The sequence below is a fragment of the Ottowia sp. genome (genome assembly GCF_035325765.1).
GTDB lineage: Bacteria > Pseudomonadota > Gammaproteobacteria > Burkholderiales > Burkholderiaceae_C > Ottowia.
In genome coordinates, this window is the sequence record NZ_DAOKZG010000020.1 from 1 (window position 1) to 17,957 (window position 17,957).

Consider the following 17,957-nt stretch of genomic DNA (forward strand, 5'->3'; position numbering starts at 1 on the left):
CACTACGAGGTGGTGCCGCCGCAGGTGCAGCAGCAGCTGGCGGGGCAGTACCGGGTGAAAGAAGAGGAATGAAATAACGACCCAGAACAGCCTTCTGCGGGCGGATGCCAATCGCGTTGACCAAGGATTTCACGCCTTCGGGGCCATTTCCGTATCTGCATCGGATGCATCGGACACATGGCGTGCAATCGTATCCTGCAGACCGGCTGCGCTGCCCACCACCACATCCCACGCCCAGGCCCCAAAGCCGCCATGTGCGTTGACTGCCTGCACCCACTGGTTCAGTGCGCGCCGCTTAGCCTGGTCTTGTGCCGAATCCTCGCCCTTGATCTCCAGCACCAGCGTCTTGCCTGACTTCAGGCGGATCAAGAAATCCGGGATGTACTTGCGCTTGCTGCCATTCCACAGGTACAGCACCTGAAAACCCAGGTGGTCGTTCTTGGCCCAGGCTGCCACGTCGGGATGGGTTTCGCACACGTTGGCCGCGAACTTCTCCCAGCCGCTGTCCACCACGATGTGGCTGATCTGGCTGCGCAGCGTCGGTTCGGCCACGCGCGTGGTGTACCAGGTGCGCATGTCGCGCGTGCTGCCCATCGGGCGCTCGGTGTCGAACACCGCCTCCAGCCGCAGCGTGCTCTGCTCGATCACGTGCTGCATCAGGTGCGCCACGATGGCGTCCATGTACAGCGACAGCAGGATGCGCCGACGCAATGGGTCCTGGTGGAACAGCGACGGGATGACGATCTTCTCCGACGCGAGAAAAGCCTCCACCAGCCGCACCAGTTGCAGCAGCAGGTATTCACGCTGCCCCTTGAACTGGTGCTGCAACTGCTCAAAGGCCTTTTGCGCCGCCTTGAAGACCAGCCGCTGCTGGCGAAATTCATCCGGCAAGCGCTCCAGATCGATGGTGACGATCTGGCTCCAGTCCGCAGCTCCGCCGAGCGCCGGCGCGATGTCGGCGCTCAGTGCCACCTGCGCCGGGTCAATGGTCAGCGGCGCGAGCTGGCTCCATTGCACCGCCAGCTCGGGGCGCACCACCTGGTCGATGCGCAGGATGTTCGGCCAGCGAATTTCCAGTGCATTGCGCTCGGGCAGCGACCGGATCTGCACGCTGGGCTTGGGCGGTGGCGGCGGCGTGCCGCCATCACCGGGTTGAATGGCCACCGACAGCGGAACGCCGAACACGTTCACGTATTCCGGCTCGTACAGGCCGGTCGCCGGGTCGATGTCATACGCCACCCGTCGCAGGCCACGCCCGATCACCTGCTCGCACAGCAACTGGCTGGTGAAGGCGCGCAGCCCCATGATGTGCGTCACCGTCTTGGCGTCCCAGCCCTCCGACAGCATGGCCACCGACACAACGTTCTGCAGCCCCTGGCCGATGCGGCCGGGCTTGCCCACGGTATCCACCAGTTCGCGCAGCAGCTCTTCCTTCTTCACGCCCGGCGTCAGCCAGCGCTGGCGCTGCTGTGCGTCGATCGGCGCCGACTGCACGATGGCCCGCAGCCGCGCGTCGTAGTCCTTGTCGCTGGCCGCCGCTTCGCCCACTTCGGCCCTTTCCAGCACCTTTGAATCCACGCGCAGCGTGCGTGCGGGCGCATGCAGCTCGCTCCATTGGGCGTGGCCCTGGTTGAAGTAGTGCTCCACCCGCGCTGCCGTCTCGGTGCGGTTACACACCGTCAGCATCACGGGCGGCGAATGGTGACCCTGCGCCGCCCAGTCGGCCGCCGTGGCACGCCAGTCGGCGCCCAACAAGGTGTAGGCCTGCTGCACCAGCGCCGGCAACGGCTCCTGCGGCTCGGCCTTGCGGTTCAGGTCCTGCGCCACCTCGGCCTCGCGATAGAGGTGATAGAGCTTGGAGCGTAGCGTCTGCGCATCGGGCAGGGCGTCGTCGCGCACCACCACGCGCGGCGTCTTCACCAGCCCGGCTTCGATAGCGTCGTTCAGGCCAAAATCCGACACCACCCAGGCAAACAGCCCCGCCTCGGTGTTGCTGCGGCCCGTGGGCGCGAACGGCGTGGCCGACAGGTCGTAGCAACGCGCAATGCGGCGCGTCTTGTGCAGACGATCCAGCCCCTCGATCCAGCGCGTGGCCTCCTCCAGATCCAGCCCCAGCGCCTCGGCCTCGGCCTTGCTCACTTTGATATCGGCCGGCTTGCGATAGGCGTGGTGCGCCTCGTCATTGATCACGACCAGGTTCTTGCAGCCTGCCAATCGCCCAAGCACGCGGCGGGTAAACGCCTCGTCGCTCTCGGCGCCTTTTTTAACCACTGAGCGCTGGGGCTCCTTCAACGGCATCAGCGTGTGCCAGTTCTCGATCAGCACCTCGGCGCGGTTGAGCTTTTGCCGCAGGGCCTCGGACGGGCACAGTTCGAACTGGTCGTAGTAGTTGCTCTCGTGCCCCGGCAGCAGGACCTGCAACCGCGCCTTCACCGTCAGCCCCGGCGCTACCACGAAGATGGCGCTCGAATACCGGCGCGGCGACTTTGGGTAGGTCAGCGCGTTGAGCACCTGCCAGGTGATGATCATGGCCATCACCGTGGTCTTGCCACTGCCCGTGGCCATCTTGTTGCACAGGCGCTCGAACGGCCCGCCGTCGCCCTCGATGTGGATGCCCTGGCGGTACTCGGGCAGCGCTTCCAGGTGCCAGATCAGCGTTTCCACCGCCTCCAGCTGACAGAAGTAGAACGGCCACTGCCTGCGCGATACCTTGTCCTCGTCCCACCAATGCTCCAGCAGTCCCCGTGTCACCGCAGTCGTCCCGGGCCAGCCGTCCTGGCGCCACTGGCGCACGCGCTCGCGGATCAGGTCCACCAGCGGCAGCAACACCATGCGGCGCGTATTCTCGCGCGTGTCGATGATCTCGTAGCCCGCCGGGCGGCGCGTGGGTTCAAGGCGCAGCGTGCGGTCGGGGTTTTCCACCCAATGCTGCTGCGGCTCACTGAAGGCCGAATTGATGATGAGAGAAACAGGGGCACTCATCCGATCACCACTCGGCTCGTGGGCAGCTTCATGCCGCGCTGCGCCAACATGCGCGCTTCGCGGCTGCCGGGGTGCAGGGTGACACGGCCGGTTGCCAGCCAATGAAAACGCGGCCAACCCTGATGTGCGCAAACCTCGGTCAGGTCTTGCAACGCCGAAAACTCGGGTTGCCGCAATTTGGCCTGCAGCCAGTCCAGCTTGACCAGCACCACCTTGACTTCGCGAGTGCTGGCCGCCGGATGCGGTTCCACCCACACGGCAAATTCCGCGCCCCCGCGTAGCCGCAGGCCCAGGCCGTAGTCCCAGCGGTGGGCATTGGGCTCCGCCTGAGCAAACGCCGCGTCCATATCCACACTGGCGGTGAACTGCATGCTGGCCGACTTCGCCTGCACCTGATCCTGACAGCGGTTGGCCACGGCCTGCTTGCCCCGTTTGCATTGCAGCGCAGCCGCGCCAGCGGCCTGCTCAAATGCCGAGAAAATGCCTGCCGTTGCAGGTTGACCGCGTGGACGCGCGCGGCTCATTGCGCCCTCGTTGCTTCGGCGGCAGGTTTTGAGCGACGCGTGCGGCGCGGCCGCGACTCGGCTCGGTTCACCACCTCGGCCACCACGTCGCCGGTGCGGCTGGCGAAACCCACCAGCCCGCCCCATTCGGCTTCGGCGGCTTCCTCGGCGCTGGGGCTCAGTTTCGAGATGTCCTTGACCTCGTTGTCGCGGTTGAAGAAGTACACGCGCAGATCCTTGTCGAGTACCGCCGCGCCCAGCTCCTTGGCGTAAGACGTGGCCTTCAGGCGCAACAGCTTGCGCACATCGGCCTCGGTGCCGCCCAACTGCCTGAACTCCTGCAGCGCCCAGACCAGGTCCAGGACCACCGGCGAATGCGTGGACAGAACCACCCGGTAACCCCGGCGCATCAGCTCCAGCACCAGCAGCAACACAGCTTCTATGGCCTGTGGATGCAGGCCCATTTCCGGCTCTTCCACCACCACCCATTCGATGGCGTCGCGCCGCGATATGCCGCCCGCCGGGCACAGCCAGTACAGGCCCAGCAGCAGCGGCGTGAATTCGCGCTGGCCTGCCGACCAGGCCGTGAAGGGCAAGCCTTCGGCGTGCCCAGGCACGTTCAGCACCAGCCGCTTGGTGAAATCCTTGTCATCCACCGCCAGATGGGCCTTGCCATACAGGTGCTCGGTAATGGGCTCGCGCAGCGTGGCATTCAGGCGGTTGGCTTGCGGAAACAACTCGCCCTTGGCGCCGAACTCGTTTTGCAGCAGGTCGTGCACCGCGTCGCTGAAATAGCGCAGCGTGTAGGGGTCGCCGTAGTTGAACTGGCCGAAGTTCTGTGTCACGCCGCTGGCCAGGCTCATCACCCGCTGCGCCGGGATGAAGAACAGTTTCTCGCTGCGATCCTTGGCCGTGCTGGACTTGGCCAGACCAGGCAGTGTGAGGCTTTTGCCATCCCAGCGCAGCTCAGAGTGCCCGTCCTTCCAGGCGGCGGCCATGCCCTTGCCGAAATAGCCGCCCAGAAAGGCGCCTGCGTCGCCGCCAAACACCACGTTGTGGTGGCGAAAGACGTCGTGGATCGCATCGCGGTCCAGCACCAACTTGAGCGTCTGCAAGAAGATGCTCTTGCCCGTGGCCTGCGGCCCGACGATTACCGTCAGGTCGCCAAACGTCACGTCGGCCGAGTGGATCGGCCCCACCTGCTCCATTTGCAGCCGATGCAGCTTGCGCTTGGCCATCATGCTTCTCCTTGCGAGGCTGTGGGCAGCCGCATCACCTTCAGCGACTCGATGCCCCGGTCATCGACGATCTTCACCGCCACGGTTCGGTTTTCGCCTGCGGCAAAGGGCAGCGACACCGTGCCGGCAAACTGCGCCAGCGCGTCTTCGTCCAGCTCGGCGCGAATGTCCTTCTTCAACTTCATCCAGCCCTCGCCGGCGCCCGCCATCGGGAAGAACACCTGGTGCGGAAACAGGCTGCGCCCGTCGTAGTCGGTGTCGAGCTGCCAGGCGGCAATCTTGCCCTTGCCGCCCGAGACCAGCGTGCCGTGCACGGTGTCGAAATAGTCGAAGCCGTGCACCTCCACTTGCCACAGGCCGTCATCGCCCTTGCTGTCCTGTGCCGGGCGCAATTCCACGTCGGGCTGGCCCATCAGCCAGAAGCTCTGGTTGCTGGCGCGCGCCTTCTTCAGGTCTTCGGTCAGCAGGTCAGTGTTCATTTGCGCCTTCAGCAGAGTCACGCCGGCCCATCGAACGTTGTCAATATCCTTGGCCGCCTCGGGGTCGAAGGCAAAGGCACAGAAAACGATGAACTTCGGGCTTGGGCGAAGCGTCTCCATCTCGTCCAGCGCGCGCTCCACCTGGCGCTGCTCCAGCGCGCCGTGCTCCGGACCAAAGCTCACCACCACGCGCTCGCCGCTGTCGAGCTGGCCGCTGGCGTGCAGGTACAGCGTGCCGGGCAGCACCTCCAGCTCGGCAAAGCGCAGCATCTGCCCGCCCTTGCCGCGGATGCCGGTTTTCAGAAGCTCGTCGCGCCACGCCGCCTGGCGGCTGGTATGGCCGCTGCGGGCAATGCTGGCATCGGCCTCTGGCGTTTGACTGGCTTGCGCTGGCAACTCCTCGATCGATAGCACGGTGGGCGAGGGCACGGCCTCCACCGTGAACGGACCGCTCACGCGCAGCCGGGTCCGGTCGCACTCGGGTTGGTCGTACAGCGTTTCGGTGTCAGCGTTGGCGGCAATGCTGCGGTCCATCTCGGCCTGCATCTTCTGACGCGCGGCGTGAAAGGCGGCCAGTGGTGCGTGCAGCGCGGCGCTCCAGTCGGCGGGCGCGTCAGACGGCACTTCCCATTCCTGCAAATCCTGCCCTTGCAAGCCCAGCACCAGCTTCTGGCCCTTGCGCGCGCCCTCGGTCACCGCGTAGGGCGCGGCGGGGGCGTGCACCTTGAGGGCGGCATTCAGATCGGCCAACGCGGCGGCGATGGCCGGGTGCAGGCGCTCGTAAATCGCGTCGATCTCGGCATTGTTGGCAATGCCTTTCAGCGTGACGTGCGGCACGGTCTTGTAGATGAAGCCGCCCTTGAGCCCCTCGTGCGGGTAGCGCAGGGCAAAGTAGTCGAAGCTGGCCGTCATCAGCCGCTGCTTGGCCAGCGTGATGGCCACGCGCGAGGTGTCGCAGGTAATCCAGCGCCGGCCCCATTTCTCGGCGACGTAGGCCGTGGTGCCCGATCCGCAGGTGGGATCCAGCACCAAGTCGCCGGGGTCGGTGGTCATGAGCATGCAGCGTTCGATCACTTTCTCGTTCGTCTGCACCACGTAAACCTTATCTGCGCCGTAACCGCCACTTGCTGTATCAGTCCACGCGTTTGAGTATGGAAAATACGGGAAGTCTCCGACGTAACGCCTGAATGACAAAGTTACGCCATAGCTTTCCAAACGTTGAGATTTCGCTAAACGGTCGAACCCCGACAAATTCGTTTTCCATCCCCCTTTTCCTGGCTGGAACGTTTGCCCACGAAACTCCACGGGCTGCAAGGTTGCCTCGCTGCTGGACGCAGAAGTCAATGGTGAACGACGGTAGATCTTGGAGTCAGAAGGAACGTAGCGCTCCGGTTCCACCCGCTCCTGCCGCGTCATCTTTCGATGAACTCCGCGCGAGTCGGCAACGTAGTCGTAATTGACCCAGTTGAACCCGGCTCTCTCCTGATGCAGAACGTGATAAGTCGTTCGCTTCGCATCTTTACCGTACCAAACCAGATAATCATTAGTATCAGGCAAAAAATCACCGGACTGCCCGGTCGTCTTCCTGAACGAAACGATCCCGACAAAGTTGGCACAGCCAAACACCTCATCCATAATCTCCCGCACATGGTGCAGGTTCTCATCCGAAATCTGCACAAACACGCTGCCCGTCTCGCTGAGCAGCTCGCGCGCCAGCAGCAACCGGTCGCGCAGATAGGTGAGGTAGGAGTGGATGCCCAGCTCCCAGGTGTCCCGAAACGCCTTGATCATTTCGGGCTCTTGCGTCAGGTCGGCGTCGGCGCGGTCCTTGACGTCGCGCTTGCCCACGAAGGGTTGGAAGTTGCTGCCGTACTTGATGCCGTAGGGCGGGTCGATGTAGATCATCTGCACCTGCCCGGCCATGCCTTCCTTGTGGATCAGGCTGTTCATCACCAGCAGGCTGTCGCCGGCCACCAGGCGATTGGCCCAGCCGCGCTCGTGCTTGTAGAAGTCCACCGCGTCGCGCAGCGGCACGCTCTCGAACGGCGCTTCGAACAGGCCGGGCTGGAACGCGGGTTTTGAGCGTTTTTGGCCTGCAGCGCCCGCCCCGATTGCGTTGGCAGCTCCTTTTTCAGAAGTGTTCTGGCGCTTGGCCACGCTGGCCAGGATGCTGAGCGCGTCGATGCGTTCGTGCACGTGCAGGCTGACGGTGTCCACCTCGAAGCTGGTGCGCTCGGCCTTGCCAGCCCATTGCAGCCAGGGCGCGCCCATGCGCTGCAGGCTTTGCAGGGCGTGGCGCATGGCGGCGGGGTCGTCGCTGGCCAGGGCGTCGGCGATCAGCGTTTCGGCCTGGGCACGCGCGCTGTCGAATTGCAGCGCCGGGTCCAGGTGCGGGTCGTAGGCCCAGCGGGTTTTGGGCTGGTCGGGGTCGGTGTCGGCGTTGACCAGGCCGACTTCGGGGTTGTTCTTGCGCCGGTCGGCGTGGCGGTAGGCCAGCACCTGGGCGCCGTCGGCGGCGGGGGCGGCAGTCTTGCGCGCGGCGGTCTTGCGCGGCACTGGTGCCGGTGCTGGAGTAGCTGCTGGCGCGGGCGCGTCGAGCGCGAAGTCGGGCCGCCGGCTGCCGGTGGCGCGCGCGGTAGAGCCGCCACGGCCCTTGCCCTTGACGGCCAGGCCGGCGGCGACCAGCGCCTCGCGCGCGTGCTGGAAGTCGTCCCGGCTGGCACCGGGCGCAGCGGCCAGAAACTGCGCCAGCAGCGCGCCGTTGCCGATGGTGCTGTGGTCTGCGGGCAGCAGATCGAGCAACAGCGCCTGGAACTGTTGCTGACGTTGGTCGGACATACGCCCCGTCCCCCTCAGGTCTGGATATCAGGGGTTTATAGCAGGGCCGACCAGGCGCGAAATACGCGCCAGCCTAGCGGTCAGGGCTTGGCACTTGGCCGCCGGTTCGCACCGCTGGCCTTATGCCGGCCCCGGCTCCAGCGCCGCCGCGATCGCCTCGTCCACGCGCTCCAGCCAGATGAACTCCAGCCGCTGGCGCACCTCCTCGGGGATTTCCTCGAAGTCGCGCTGGTTGCGTTTGGGCAGCATGACGCGGGTGATGCCGGCGGCGTCGGCGGCGATGACCTTTTCCTTCACGCCGCCGATCGGCAGCACCAGGCCGCGCAGGCTGATTTCGCCGGTCATGGCGGTGTCGCTGCGCACGTTGCGGCCCGTCAGCAGAGAGACCAGCGCGGTGAACATGGCAACGCCGGCGCTAGGGCCGTCCTTGGGCGTGGCGCCTTCGGGCACGTGGACGTGGATGTCGATCTTCGCCAGCTGCGCCTCGTCGATGCCGAGCTCGTGCGCGCGGTGCTTGACGACCGAGAACGCGGCCTGGGCGCTTTCCTTCATCACGTCGCCGAGCTGGCCAGTCAGGATCAGGCCGCCCTTGCCGGGATAGCTGGTGGCCTCGATGAACAGGATGTCGCCGCCCACCGGGGTCCAGGCCATGCCGGTGGCAACGCCGGGGGTGCTGGTGCGCATGGCGACTTCGTTCTCGAAGCGTCTGGGGCCGAGGATCTTCTCCAGCTGGTCGGCCTGGATCGTGAGCTGCGTTGCCGAGCCGTCGGCGATCTGCACCGCGGCGTGGCGCAGCACGCGGCCGATCTCGCGCTGCAGGTTGCGCACGCCGGCCTCGCGCGTGTAGTCGCGGATGATGGCGTGGATGACGTCGTCGCCCAGCGTCACCTGCGCGGCGCTGACGCCGTTGGCCTCGAGCTCGCGCGGCACCAGGTAGCGGCGCGCGATCTGGAACTTCTCGTTCTCGGTGTAGCTGGACAGCTGCACGATCTCCATGCGGTCGCGCAGCGGGCCGGGAATGGTCTCGAGCGTGTTGGCGGTGGTGATGAAGACCACCCGGCTGAGGTCGAACGGCACGCCCAGGTAGTTGTCGCGAAACACGTTGTTCTGTGCCGGATCCAGCACCTCGAGCATGGCGGCCGAGGGGTCGCCCTGGACGCCGCGGCCCATCTTGTCGATCTCGTCGAGCATCATCACGCAGTCGCGTGCCTTGGCCTTGCGGATGGCCTGGATGATGTTGCCCGGCATGGAGCCGATGTAGGTGCGCCGGTGGCCGCGGATCTCGGCCTCGTCGTGCACGCCGCCCAGGCTGACGTGGGCAAAGGGCCGGTCCATGGCGCGCGCGATCGACTGGCCCAGCGAGGTCTTGCCGACGCCGGGCGGACCGACGAAGCACAGGATCGGCGCCTTGCCGTGCGGCGCCAGCTTGCGCACCGCCAGGAACTCGACGATGCGCTGCTTGATCTTGTCGAGGCCGAAGTGGTCCTCGTCCAGCACCCGGCGCGCCGCCGCGATGTCGATCTCGCGCGGCGCGGGTTCGGCCCAGGGCAGGTCGATCAACCAGTCGAGGTAGGTGCGCACCATGCCGGCTTCCATGGCGCCGTCGGGCATGCGCTCGTAGCGGCGCAGTTCCTTCTCGGCCGCTTCGCGCACCTCGTCGGGCATGCCGGCGTCGGCGATCTTCTGCTTCAGGTCGGCGACTTCCTCCGACTTGCCGTCGTCCTCGCCCAGCGCCTTCTGGATCGAGGCCATCTGCTCGCGCAGGATGGCCTTGCGCTGGTTCTCGTCCAGCGTGGCCTTGGTGCGCTGGCCGATTTCCTGCGTGAGCTTGAGCACCTCGATGCGCCCGGCCAGCAGTGCCGACACCTTGTCGGCGCGCGCCAGCACGTCGATGGTCTCGACCACTTCCTGCTTCTGCGCCGGCTCGAAGTCGGAATACGCGGCGATCAGGTCGGCGAGCGCACCGGCCGCGGTGGCGGCCTGCACGGCGGCGACCAGCGGCTGCGGCGTCTGCGGCAGCAGTTGCAGCGCCTCCATGGCCTGCTGCTGCAGGTGCAGCAGGCGCGCCGCCAGTTCGGAGCCTTCTTCGGCGGGCTCGGCGATGAGCTCGACGCGCGCGGCCAGGAAGGGCTTCTCCTGCACGTACTCCAGCACGCGAAAGCGCTGCAATCCCTGGATCACCAGATGGTGGCTGCCGTCGGGCAGGTTGACGTAGCGCAGGATGTTGGCCACGGTGCCCACGGCATGCAGGTTCTGCGGGGTCGCCTCTTCGTCGGCGGCATCGTGCTGCATCAGGATGCCGATCGGGCGCTCCTCGCGCAGCGCCTGCTGCGCCGCCAGGGTCGAGCCTTCACGGCCGATGGTGATCGGAAACACCGTGCCGGGAAACAGCACCGTGTCGCGCATGGGCACGATGGGCAGCACATCGGGCGGCAAGGCCGGTTTGTCATGCGCGCCGGCCGGCGCCGCGGTTTCGCGCGGAAACGCGTGACCGCTGGCGTCGACCAGGATGATGCCGCTGTCGTCGGACGTATTCTTGTCAGGCTCGCTCATGGCGTCTTCTCCAGGCGAATCACCAGGCAGCCGCGATCGCTCGCCACATCGGCCGCGGAATAGCGGCCGGGCGGCAGAGGAATGCGGCGCTCGAAGCGGCCCTGCGGCAGCTCCAGGCGGTGGATGACGGCGGTGCGCAGCGCTTTCGGCAGGATGCGGTGGCCGCTCACCACCAGCGCGCCCTGGTCGATGACCGCGCGCACGTCGCGTGCGTCGACCCCCGGCAGGGCCACGTAGATGAGCAGTTCGTGCGCGGTCTCGAGCACGTCCGCCGGCGGCTCCCAGCCCAGGGACGGCGTCTGCCGCGGTTGGAACGGATGGCGGTGCAGGCGCTCCATGCGATCCAGCGCGGCCAGGGCGTTGGACCACATCCAGTCGGGGGAATCATCGTGGCGTTTCATGGCGCGTTCCGCGAAAAGGGCATGCAATCATTTTGCTTCGGAAGTGCTGCCGGGTGCAAAAGCCACCCCGGCGTTCGGACTGGATCTCGGATGCGGCCCGGTTCACCCCGGCGATTCCGGGCGCCTGGCCAGGCCTGATCCTGACTTCGAGGCAATTCGCGCAACTTCAAGGTGTCGAGCCGCGCTCCAGCGCCACGGGCAGGCCCGGGGCCTGCGGGCGCTGCCCGGCCGGCCCGGGATCGGCCAGAATCGGGCGCGGCCAGAAGCACGGCGCGACCCGGGTCCACGCGGCGCCATGGCACGACATGCGGTCCGCACGCCTGGCCCGAAAGGAATGGATGCCTGCGCCAGAACACCACCCGAAGCCCTCGACCACCCCGAGTCCCTCGCCGCGCCGCGTGGACGCGGCGGCGACCGCCATCCCCCGCTGGTTCAGCATCGGCCAGGTGCTGCTGCTTTCCGGCGCCGCGGTGGCGCTCCTCCTGGCGGCGCGCGGCGCGCCGTGGGCCGCCACCCATGCGGTCTGGTTGGCCACGCTGCTGGCCTGCCTGTGGGCACTGCTGGCGGCGCACCGGGGCCGCATCGGCGCGTGGGAGCTGCTCATGCTCCAGGCCGGTGCCCTGGCCGCGGCCACCAGCGCGCTGGGCCTGCGTGAATGGCATCTGCTGGCCAAGCCGGCGGCGATGGTCTTCGCGCTGGCGGCGGTCGCTGCGGGAGCGGTGCGTGCTGGCACCGGGTCGCGGCGCCGGCCGGCCTTCCTGCTGCTGGCCGCTGCGCTGCTGACCTCGCTGGCCGGCGACGTGTTCCTGATGCTGCACGGGCAGTTCATTCCCGGCCTGGCGAGCTTCCTGCTGGCGCACCTGTTCTACATCGCGCTGTTCGGGCGCGGCGTGCCGTGGTTCGGCCACCGCCCGGCGGTCCTGCTCGCCCTGGCGGCGGGCGCGGCGATGTACGCGGTCCTGGGGTGGGGCGGCCTGCCGGCAGCGCTGCGGCTGCCGGTGGCCGCCTATGTGCTGGTGATCGCCCTGATGACGGGCCAGGCCTGGGCACGCCAGCGAGCGTTGCGCGACGCGGCCGCGCTGCAGGTGGCCCTGGGCGCCTGCTGCTTCATGGTCAGCGACGCGCTGCTGGCCCTCAACCGCTTTGTCATGCCCCTGCCCTGGGCCGCGCTGTGGGTGCTGTGGACCTACTACGCCGCCCAGGCGCTGATCGTGCACGGGATGCTCGGCACCAACCCGGATGACCTCGGCTGATGGTGGCACGGCGCATCGTTTCGATCGCCCGGACCCCGCCAGACCAACGATCGCCGCGAGCGCGCCGTCGCGCGGCAACGCCACGGCACGCATGCGCTCCCGCGCGGGCGCGGCGCGCAGCGGTTTGCGCCCCGAGGCGCAACATGGCAGAGTGGGCTGATGATCCATGTGCCTTGGTCCGGGCCGCGCGCGCGATCGCCTGCGCCTGGGCACGCCCTGGCACCTCGACGCGCCGCGCAGGGTGCCCTTGCTCGGAGACCCGACCACGATGCCGCAGATCCGCACCGAGTTCCTCAGCGCCAGCCAGGCGGCACGGTTGATCGCGCGCACCGGCACCGACGTCGTGCTGCGCGGCCTGTGCGCCGCGCTGGAAGCCGATTTCGCGCGCTGGCCGGCGTTCGAGAAATCGATTCGCCTGGCGCGCCATTCGGCACGGGGCGTGATCGAACTGATGCCGGTGTCGGACGCGCGGGACTATGCCTTCAAGTACGTCAACGGCCACCCGGCCAACACCGCCCTGGGCCTGCCGACGGTGATGGCGTTTGGCCTGCTGGCCGAGATGGCCACGGGCATGCCGGTGCTGCTGGCCGACCTGACCCTGGCCACCGCGCTGCGCACTGCCGCGACCTCGGCGCTGGCGGCGCGCCATCTGGCGCGTGCCGGCAGCCGCAGCATGGCGCTGATCGGCGCGGGCTCGCAGGCCGAGTTCCAGGCGCTGGCGTTTGCCGTCGTGCTGGGTATCGAGCGCCTGCGCGTGTTCGACCCCGATGCGGGCGCCATGCGCAAGCTGGCAGACAACCTGGCGCATGCCGGCGTGCCGCTGGACATCGTACGCTGCAGCAGCAGCGCGGAGGCACTGCAGGGCGTCGACATCGTGACCACGGCCACCGCCGCGCGGCGTCGCGCGGCGGTGATCGACGCCGCCGACGTGCGCCCCGGCCTGCACATCAACGCCATCGGCGGCGACAGCCCCGGCAAGACCGAGCTCGCACCCGAACTGCTGCAACGCGCCCGGATCTTCGTCGAATACGAGCCGCAGACGCGCATCGAAGGCGAGTTGCAGCAACTGCCGCCGGACACGCCGGTCACGGAACTCTGGCAGGTGCTGACCGGCGCCGCCCCGGGGCGCACGTCCGACACCCAGATCACGGTGTTCGATTCGGTCGGCTTTGCGCTGGAGGACTACTCGGCGCTGCGCCACCTGCGCGCGCTGGCGCGCGAGGCCGGCATGCTGGAGCCCCTGGACCTGGTGCCGGCGCTGGCCGACCCGAAGGACCTGTACCGGCTGATCCGCGAAGCCCGGTAGCTCGACATGGTGCTTCAGGCTGCCGGGCATTGAACCCAAATCCGGCAGTTGACCGCTTGCAACCTTCTCCAAACCCGCATGGCCATGGACGTTGGTGGCTTCTCTCCCGTTCACCACACATGGATGAGCACGCTACTCGCCCGCCAGCACCACGCTCGCCGCGCCATGCGGCGTTCATCGTCCTCGCAGGCACGAGCCTGCCGCGTCCTCTCGCCTCGCCTGCCATGCCGAGTGCGGCACTGGCGGACGCGGCCAACTGCCGTTTCCAGGTTGAAGCGAAACACCCCCGCGGCGCCACTCGCTGCCCGATATTGCGCCCTCGTCCTCGAGGAGCGCACGGGACCCGGCGAAGCAGGATCGACCCATGCGTCGCGGGTCGTGCGAAGCGCGGGGGAGCAGCGGACAGGGCGAAGCACTACACTTGGCGAGAAACATCGAGTTGGCCAATCGGGGCAGTCTTGCCGCCCCCTGCGCCCATCCCGCCACCATCGCCCTGCGGATCCGGCGAGCGTCGCTGCCGGCCCTCACTGCCGCGCCCGAACACTCGTTCCGACCCGCCATGAACCACCCGCCGCTGCGCCTGATCGGCGTGCCCACCGACATCGGCGCCAGCCGCATCGGCGCCGCGATGGGCCCGGATGCCCTGCGCGTGGCCCAGCTCGGGCCGGCGCTGCAGCAGCTCGGCTGCCACGTGCAGGACCTGGGCAACCTGGCCGGCCCGCCCAATCCCCAAGAGCCGCCGGCGGATGGGCTGCGCCACCTGCAGCCGGCCAGCACCTGGATCGCCGCCACGCACGCGGCCGTGGCGCAGGCCCTGGCGGCCGGCGAGCTGCCGCTGATGCTGGGCGGCGACCACAGCCTGGCGATCGGCTCGATCGGCGCCGTGATCGCGCACTGTCGGCAGCAGGACCGGCCGCTGCGCGTGCTGTGGCTGGACGCCCACGCCGATTGCAACACGCCGGACATCTCGCCCAGTGGCAACCTGCACGGCATGCCGGTGGCCAGCCTGTGCGGCCTGGGGCCGGCGGCCCTGACGGCACTCGCGGGCACCGACGTGCCGGCTCTGGCGCCCGACGCGCTGTGCCAGATCGGCCTGCGCAGCGTCGATGCGCGCGAGAAGCGGCTCCTGCACGCGCTCGGCGTCGAGGTCTACGACATGCGCGCCATCGATGAGCTGGGCATGCGCGAGGTCATGCAGCGCGCGCTGCGCGGCCTCGCGGGCAGCCAGGCGCATCTGCACCTGAGTTTCGACGTCGACTTCCTCGATCCTGACATCGCGCCCGGCACCGGCACGCCCGTGCGTGGTGGCCCGAGCTACCGCGAGGCACAGCTGTGCATGGAGATGATCGCCGACACCGGGCGCCTCGGCTCGCTGGATCTGGTCGAGCTCAACCCGGCGCGCGACATGCGCAACCAGACCGCCGAGCTGGTGGTCGACCTGCTCGAAAGCGCGTTCGGCAAGAGCACGCTGGTGCGCACGCCGGCCCCTGCCTGAGCGCACCGGGCGCCGCAAGCTGCGCCAGCAGGAAGACCGGGCCGTGCTGTCAACCCGGGCTTGCGTCAGGCGACCGCGCCTGGCTTCGGGTCAGCGCGCCATCTTGCGCATCGCAAACGCGCCGGCGACGATCGGCGGTCAGCGCCCCAGGCATGCGATTGGGAACCCTGCGCGCGCGGTTCGATGGCCGAACCTGGAAAGACGGCAGACCGGTGCCGGACACGGGCGGTGCAGCCCTCCGGGCCGGACCCGAACGCGCGCCATGGCGGATCCGCCGGCAATTCGGAGCCGGAACATGCCGATCGTGATCCAGGCTGCTCTGGCGATATCCCTCGATGGAGCCGATGGCCGGCACCCTGGCCACGCCGGATGCCGGCGTGACATGCTGTGCCCTGGCAGGGCCGCACCGGCGGCGGGCCCTGTTCCGCTGCAGCGGCCGAAGCAGGCGATGCAGAACCCTGGCACCGGGCTTCGGCGGCACCTGTCGCGCGTAGACTGGATCGCCCGCTGGCGCAGGGCAGCCGCGCGGCGCCGTGCCGGCTTGCCCGCGCGCTTATTTGACGAGTGTCAGGCCGCGATCGTACCGGCTCTTGCGCCAGCTGTCGCCCTGCTTGAACTCGACGTAGCCCCCGCTGCCATCCAGCTTGACGTTGACGCGCATGGGGATGCAGCCCTGCAGATCGAACCTCTGCACGATCGTCATCAACGCGTCCGTGCGCGTGACGTCCGCCTTGAGTGCGTGATTCAGGCAGGGATCCAGCATTGGGGACGCAATCAGCTGGAACATCGCTTCGCCATCCTTCTCTTCCAGCGTGATGTAGCCGGGTGTGCTCGGGCGGCCATCTGACTGGCGATAGGTCTGGTAGTTCCACTTCTGGGCATGCGCCGGAAACGCCGCCAGCAGGACCGCACTGCACAACAGGAAGGGTATTGCCGATTTCATCTCGACCCCCGTTCAATACGCACAGCAAGAACGCCAGATACCCGAAAAAATTTTACTCTTCGCCTGCGCCGGCGGCAACGGCGTCCACGGGCGCGCCGACATGTCTCGGCGTGGGCGCGATCGCGGACGGTGCGTGGCCTGCACCGGGTCGAGCGATCGGCCGCGCCGCGGGCGGCACGCATGGTGCCTTGCTGCCCGGGCGGCGGGCCGCGGGACGGCCCTTCAGGACAGGCCGACGATCTGGCCGAGCGCGTCCAGGTCGATTCCCTCGGCCGCCGGATGCGCCGGCAGGCCGGGCATCGCATTGACGTCGCCGCACACCATCACGACGAAGCCGGCGCCGGCCGCCAGGCGTGCCTCGCGCACGTGCAGGACGTGGCCGCTGGGCGCACCCAGCAGCGTGGGATCGACGGAGAAGCTGTAGGGCGTCTTGGCCACGCACACCGCCAGGTGACCCCAGCCCGCCGCCTGCAGCTGGTCGATGCGCGCGCGCGCGGCCGCGCTGGCGCTGACCCCGGCGGCGCCATAGACCGTGGTGGCGATGCGCTGCAACTTGTCCCACAGGCCATCACTCGCGTCGTAGACGAAGCGCGGCGCGCTGGGCGTCCGGCCCTCGCACGCCGCGATCACGGCGCGCGCCAGCCCGAGCGCGCCGGCACCGCCCTCGGCCCAGTGGCGCGAGACGGCCAACGGGGTACCGAGCGCCTGCACGCGCTCGCGCAACAGCCAGTGCTCGGCATCGGTGTCGGCGGCAAAGTGGTTGGCCGCGACCACGCAGGGCAGGCCCAGCACCTCCCGAAGGATGTGCAGGTGGCGCTCGAGGTTCACCAGGCCACGCCGCAGCGCGTCCAGGTCCTCGCGCGCCAGCTCTTCCTTCGGGACGCCCCCATGCATCTTGAGCGCGCGCACGGTGGTCACGAGCACGGCGACGCTGGGCTGCAAGCCAGCCGTGCGGCACTTGATGTCGACGAATTTCTCGGCGCCCAGGTCGGCGCCAAAGCCGGCTTCCGTGATGGCCCAGTCACCCAGCTTGAGCGCGGCGCGCGTGGCGAGGACCGAACTGCAGCCGTGCGCGATGTTGCCGAACGGTCCGCCGTGCAGCAGCGCCGGCGTGTGCTCCAGCGTCTGCACCAGGTTGGGTCCCAGGGCGTCCCTGAGCAGCACCGCCATGGCGCCGTGGGCCTTCAGGTCGGCGGCGGTGACGGGACGCCGGTCGCGCGTCTCGGCGACGACGATGCGACCCAGGCGCGCCTTCAGGTCAGCCAGCGAGTCGGCCAGGCCCAGGATCGCCATGACCTCCGAGGCCGCCGTGATGTCGAAGCCGCTCTCGCGCGGCTGGCCATTGGCCGGCCCACCCAGGCCGGTGACAAGCTGACGCAGCGCGCGGTCGTTCATGTCGAGCACGCGGCGCCAGTGGATGCGGCGCACGTCGATGTCCAGCGCATTGCCGTGCTGGACGTGATTGTCGAGCAGCGCCGCGAGCAGGTTGTGCGCCTGCGCCACCGCATGGAAGTCGCCGGTGAAGTGCAGGTTGATGTCTTCCATCGGCAGCAGCTGGGCCTGGCCGCCGCCAGTGGCGCCGCCCTTCATGCCGAACACCGGGCCCATGGACGGCTCGCGCAGCGCCAGCACCGGCCGATGCCCAAGCCGGCGCAGCCCATCGGCCAGGCCGATGGCGACCGTGGTCTTGCCCTCGCCCGCCGGCGTCGGGCTGGTGGCCGACATCAGGACCAGCCGGCCATCCGGGCGATCCGCGAGCGATTCGAGCAGGGGCAGCGGCAGCTTGGCCTTGTCGTGGCCGTGGGGCACCAGCGCGTCCGGGTCGAGGCCGAGCTGCGCGCGCGCCAGTTCGCTGATGCGGCGCGGCATGACGCCGCGCGCGATGTCGAGGTCGTGCTGGGTCATGGGCAGGCGGTGCGGCGCTGGCCGCGGACGGCTTTCGACCCCCGCCCCCGTCGGCGGGCCG

11 protein-coding genes are annotated in these 17,957 nt (G+C 68.4%); 3 read left to right on the forward strand and 8 right to left on the reverse strand.

Annotated elements, in window-relative coordinates:
- Positions 1–129: 129 nt before the first annotated feature.
- The 6 genes from PKA16_RS08475 to PKA16_RS08500 form a co-directional block, all read right to left on the reverse strand.
- Positions 130–2,982, reverse strand: coding sequence for a DEAD/DEAH box helicase family protein (locus tag PKA16_RS08475; protein WP_324402266.1), 2,853 nt, complete (start codon positions 2,980–2,982; stop codon positions 130–132).
- Complete coding sequence (locus PKA16_RS08480) at positions 2,979–3,506, reverse strand: hypothetical protein (protein WP_324402268.1); 528 nt, start codon at positions 3,504–3,506, stop codon at positions 2,979–2,981. The genes PKA16_RS08475 and PKA16_RS08480 overlap by 4 nt, the downstream gene beginning before the upstream one ends.
- The gene (locus PKA16_RS08485; RefSeq protein ID WP_324402353.1) at positions 3,503–4,582 is read right to left on the reverse strand and encodes an AAA family ATPase; all 1,080 of its coding nucleotides are present in this window, start codon (positions 4,580–4,582) and stop codon (positions 3,503–3,505) included. The genes PKA16_RS08480 and PKA16_RS08485 overlap by 4 nt, the downstream gene beginning before the upstream one ends.
- A gap of 140 nt (positions 4,583–4,722) precedes the next feature.
- Positions 4,723–8,040 carry a site-specific DNA-methyltransferase gene (locus PKA16_RS08490; RefSeq protein WP_324402270.1) on the reverse strand — a complete coding sequence of 1,106 codons (3,318 nt, stop codon included), beginning with the start codon at positions 8,038–8,040 and terminating at the stop codon, positions 4,723–4,725.
- Positions 8,041–8,160: 120 nt separating this feature from the next.
- Positions 8,161–10,593: an endopeptidase La gene (gene lon / locus PKA16_RS08495; protein ID WP_324402272.1), complete on the reverse strand. Its 2,433-nt coding sequence runs from the start codon at positions 10,591–10,593 to the stop codon at positions 8,161–8,163.
- A complete protein-coding gene (locus tag PKA16_RS08500; protein ID WP_324402274.1) occupies positions 10,590–10,994 on the reverse strand; it encodes an Hsp20/alpha crystallin family protein in 405 nt (134 codons plus the stop codon). Before PKA16_RS08500 ends, lon begins: the two co-directional genes overlap by 4 nt.
- Before the next feature lie 338 nt (positions 10,995–11,332).
- On the opposite strand from PKA16_RS08500, the gene PKA16_RS08505 reads away from it, so the two are divergent.
- The 3 genes from PKA16_RS08505 (at position 11,333) to rocF (ending at position 15,048) form a co-directional block, all read left to right on the forward strand.
- Positions 11,333–12,247, forward strand: a complete 915-nt coding sequence (locus PKA16_RS08505) for a lysoplasmalogenase (protein ID WP_324402276.1) — start codon at positions 11,333–11,335, stop codon at positions 12,245–12,247.
- A 268-nt stretch (positions 12,248–12,515) separates the two neighbouring features.
- Positions 12,516–13,553, forward strand: coding sequence for an ornithine cyclodeaminase (locus PKA16_RS08510; protein ID WP_324402355.1), 1,038 nt, complete (start codon positions 12,516–12,518; stop codon positions 13,551–13,553).
- Between the two features lie 559 nt (positions 13,554–14,112).
- Positions 14,113–15,048 (forward strand): arginase, encoded by a 936-nt coding sequence (gene rocF / locus PKA16_RS08515; protein ID WP_324402277.1) that lies wholly within the window; start codon positions 14,113–14,115, stop codon positions 15,046–15,048.
- 553 nt (positions 15,049–15,601) lie between these two features.
- Here rocF and PKA16_RS08520 read toward each other — a convergent pair.
- Together PKA16_RS08520 and PKA16_RS08525 are read right to left on the reverse strand one after the other, a co-directional pair.
- Positions 15,602–15,991, reverse strand: coding sequence for a hypothetical protein (locus tag PKA16_RS08520; RefSeq protein ID WP_324402280.1), 390 nt, complete (start codon positions 15,989–15,991; stop codon positions 15,602–15,604).
- A gap of 222 nt (positions 15,992–16,213) precedes the next feature.
- Positions 16,214–17,896 (reverse strand): formate--tetrahydrofolate ligase, encoded by a 1,683-nt coding sequence (locus tag PKA16_RS08525; RefSeq protein ID WP_324402282.1) that lies wholly within the window; start codon positions 17,894–17,896, stop codon positions 16,214–16,216.
- Between the last annotated feature and the right edge of the window lie 61 nt (positions 17,897–17,957).

Bases quoted from the DNA above. Each gene is read 5' to 3' on its own strand.
- PKA16_RS08475 (WP_324402266.1), bottom strand. From the start codon at position 2,982: ATGAGTGCCCCTGTTTCTCTCATCATCAATTCGGCCTTCAGTGAGCCG.
- PKA16_RS08480 (WP_324402268.1), bottom strand. From the start codon at position 3,506: ATGAGCCGCGCGCGTCCACGCGGTCAACCTGCAACGGCAGGCATTTTC.
- PKA16_RS08490 (WP_324402270.1), bottom strand. From the start codon at position 8,040: ATGTCCGACCAACGTCAGCAACAGTTCCAGGCGCTGTTGCTCGATCTG.
- lon (WP_324402272.1), bottom strand. From the start codon at position 10,593: ATGAGCGAGCCTGACAAGAATACGTCCGACGACAGCGGCATCATCCTG.
- PKA16_RS08500 (WP_324402274.1), bottom strand. From the start codon at position 10,994: ATGAAACGCCACGATGATTCCCCCGACTGGATGTGGTCCAACGCCCTG.
- PKA16_RS08505 (WP_324402276.1), top strand. From the start codon at position 11,333: ATGCCTGCGCCAGAACACCACCCGAAGCCCTCGACCACCCCGAGTCCC.
- PKA16_RS08510 (WP_324402355.1), top strand. From the start codon at position 12,516: ATGCCGCAGATCCGCACCGAGTTCCTCAGCGCCAGCCAGGCGGCACGG.
- rocF (WP_324402277.1), top strand. From the start codon at position 14,113: ATGAACCACCCGCCGCTGCGCCTGATCGGCGTGCCCACCGACATCGGC.
- PKA16_RS08520 (WP_324402280.1), bottom strand. From the start codon at position 15,991: ATGAAATCGGCAATACCCTTCCTGTTGTGCAGTGCGGTCCTGCTGGCG.
- PKA16_RS08525 (WP_324402282.1), bottom strand. From the start codon at position 17,896: ATGACCCAGCACGACCTCGACATCGCGCGCGGCGTCATGCCGCGCCGC.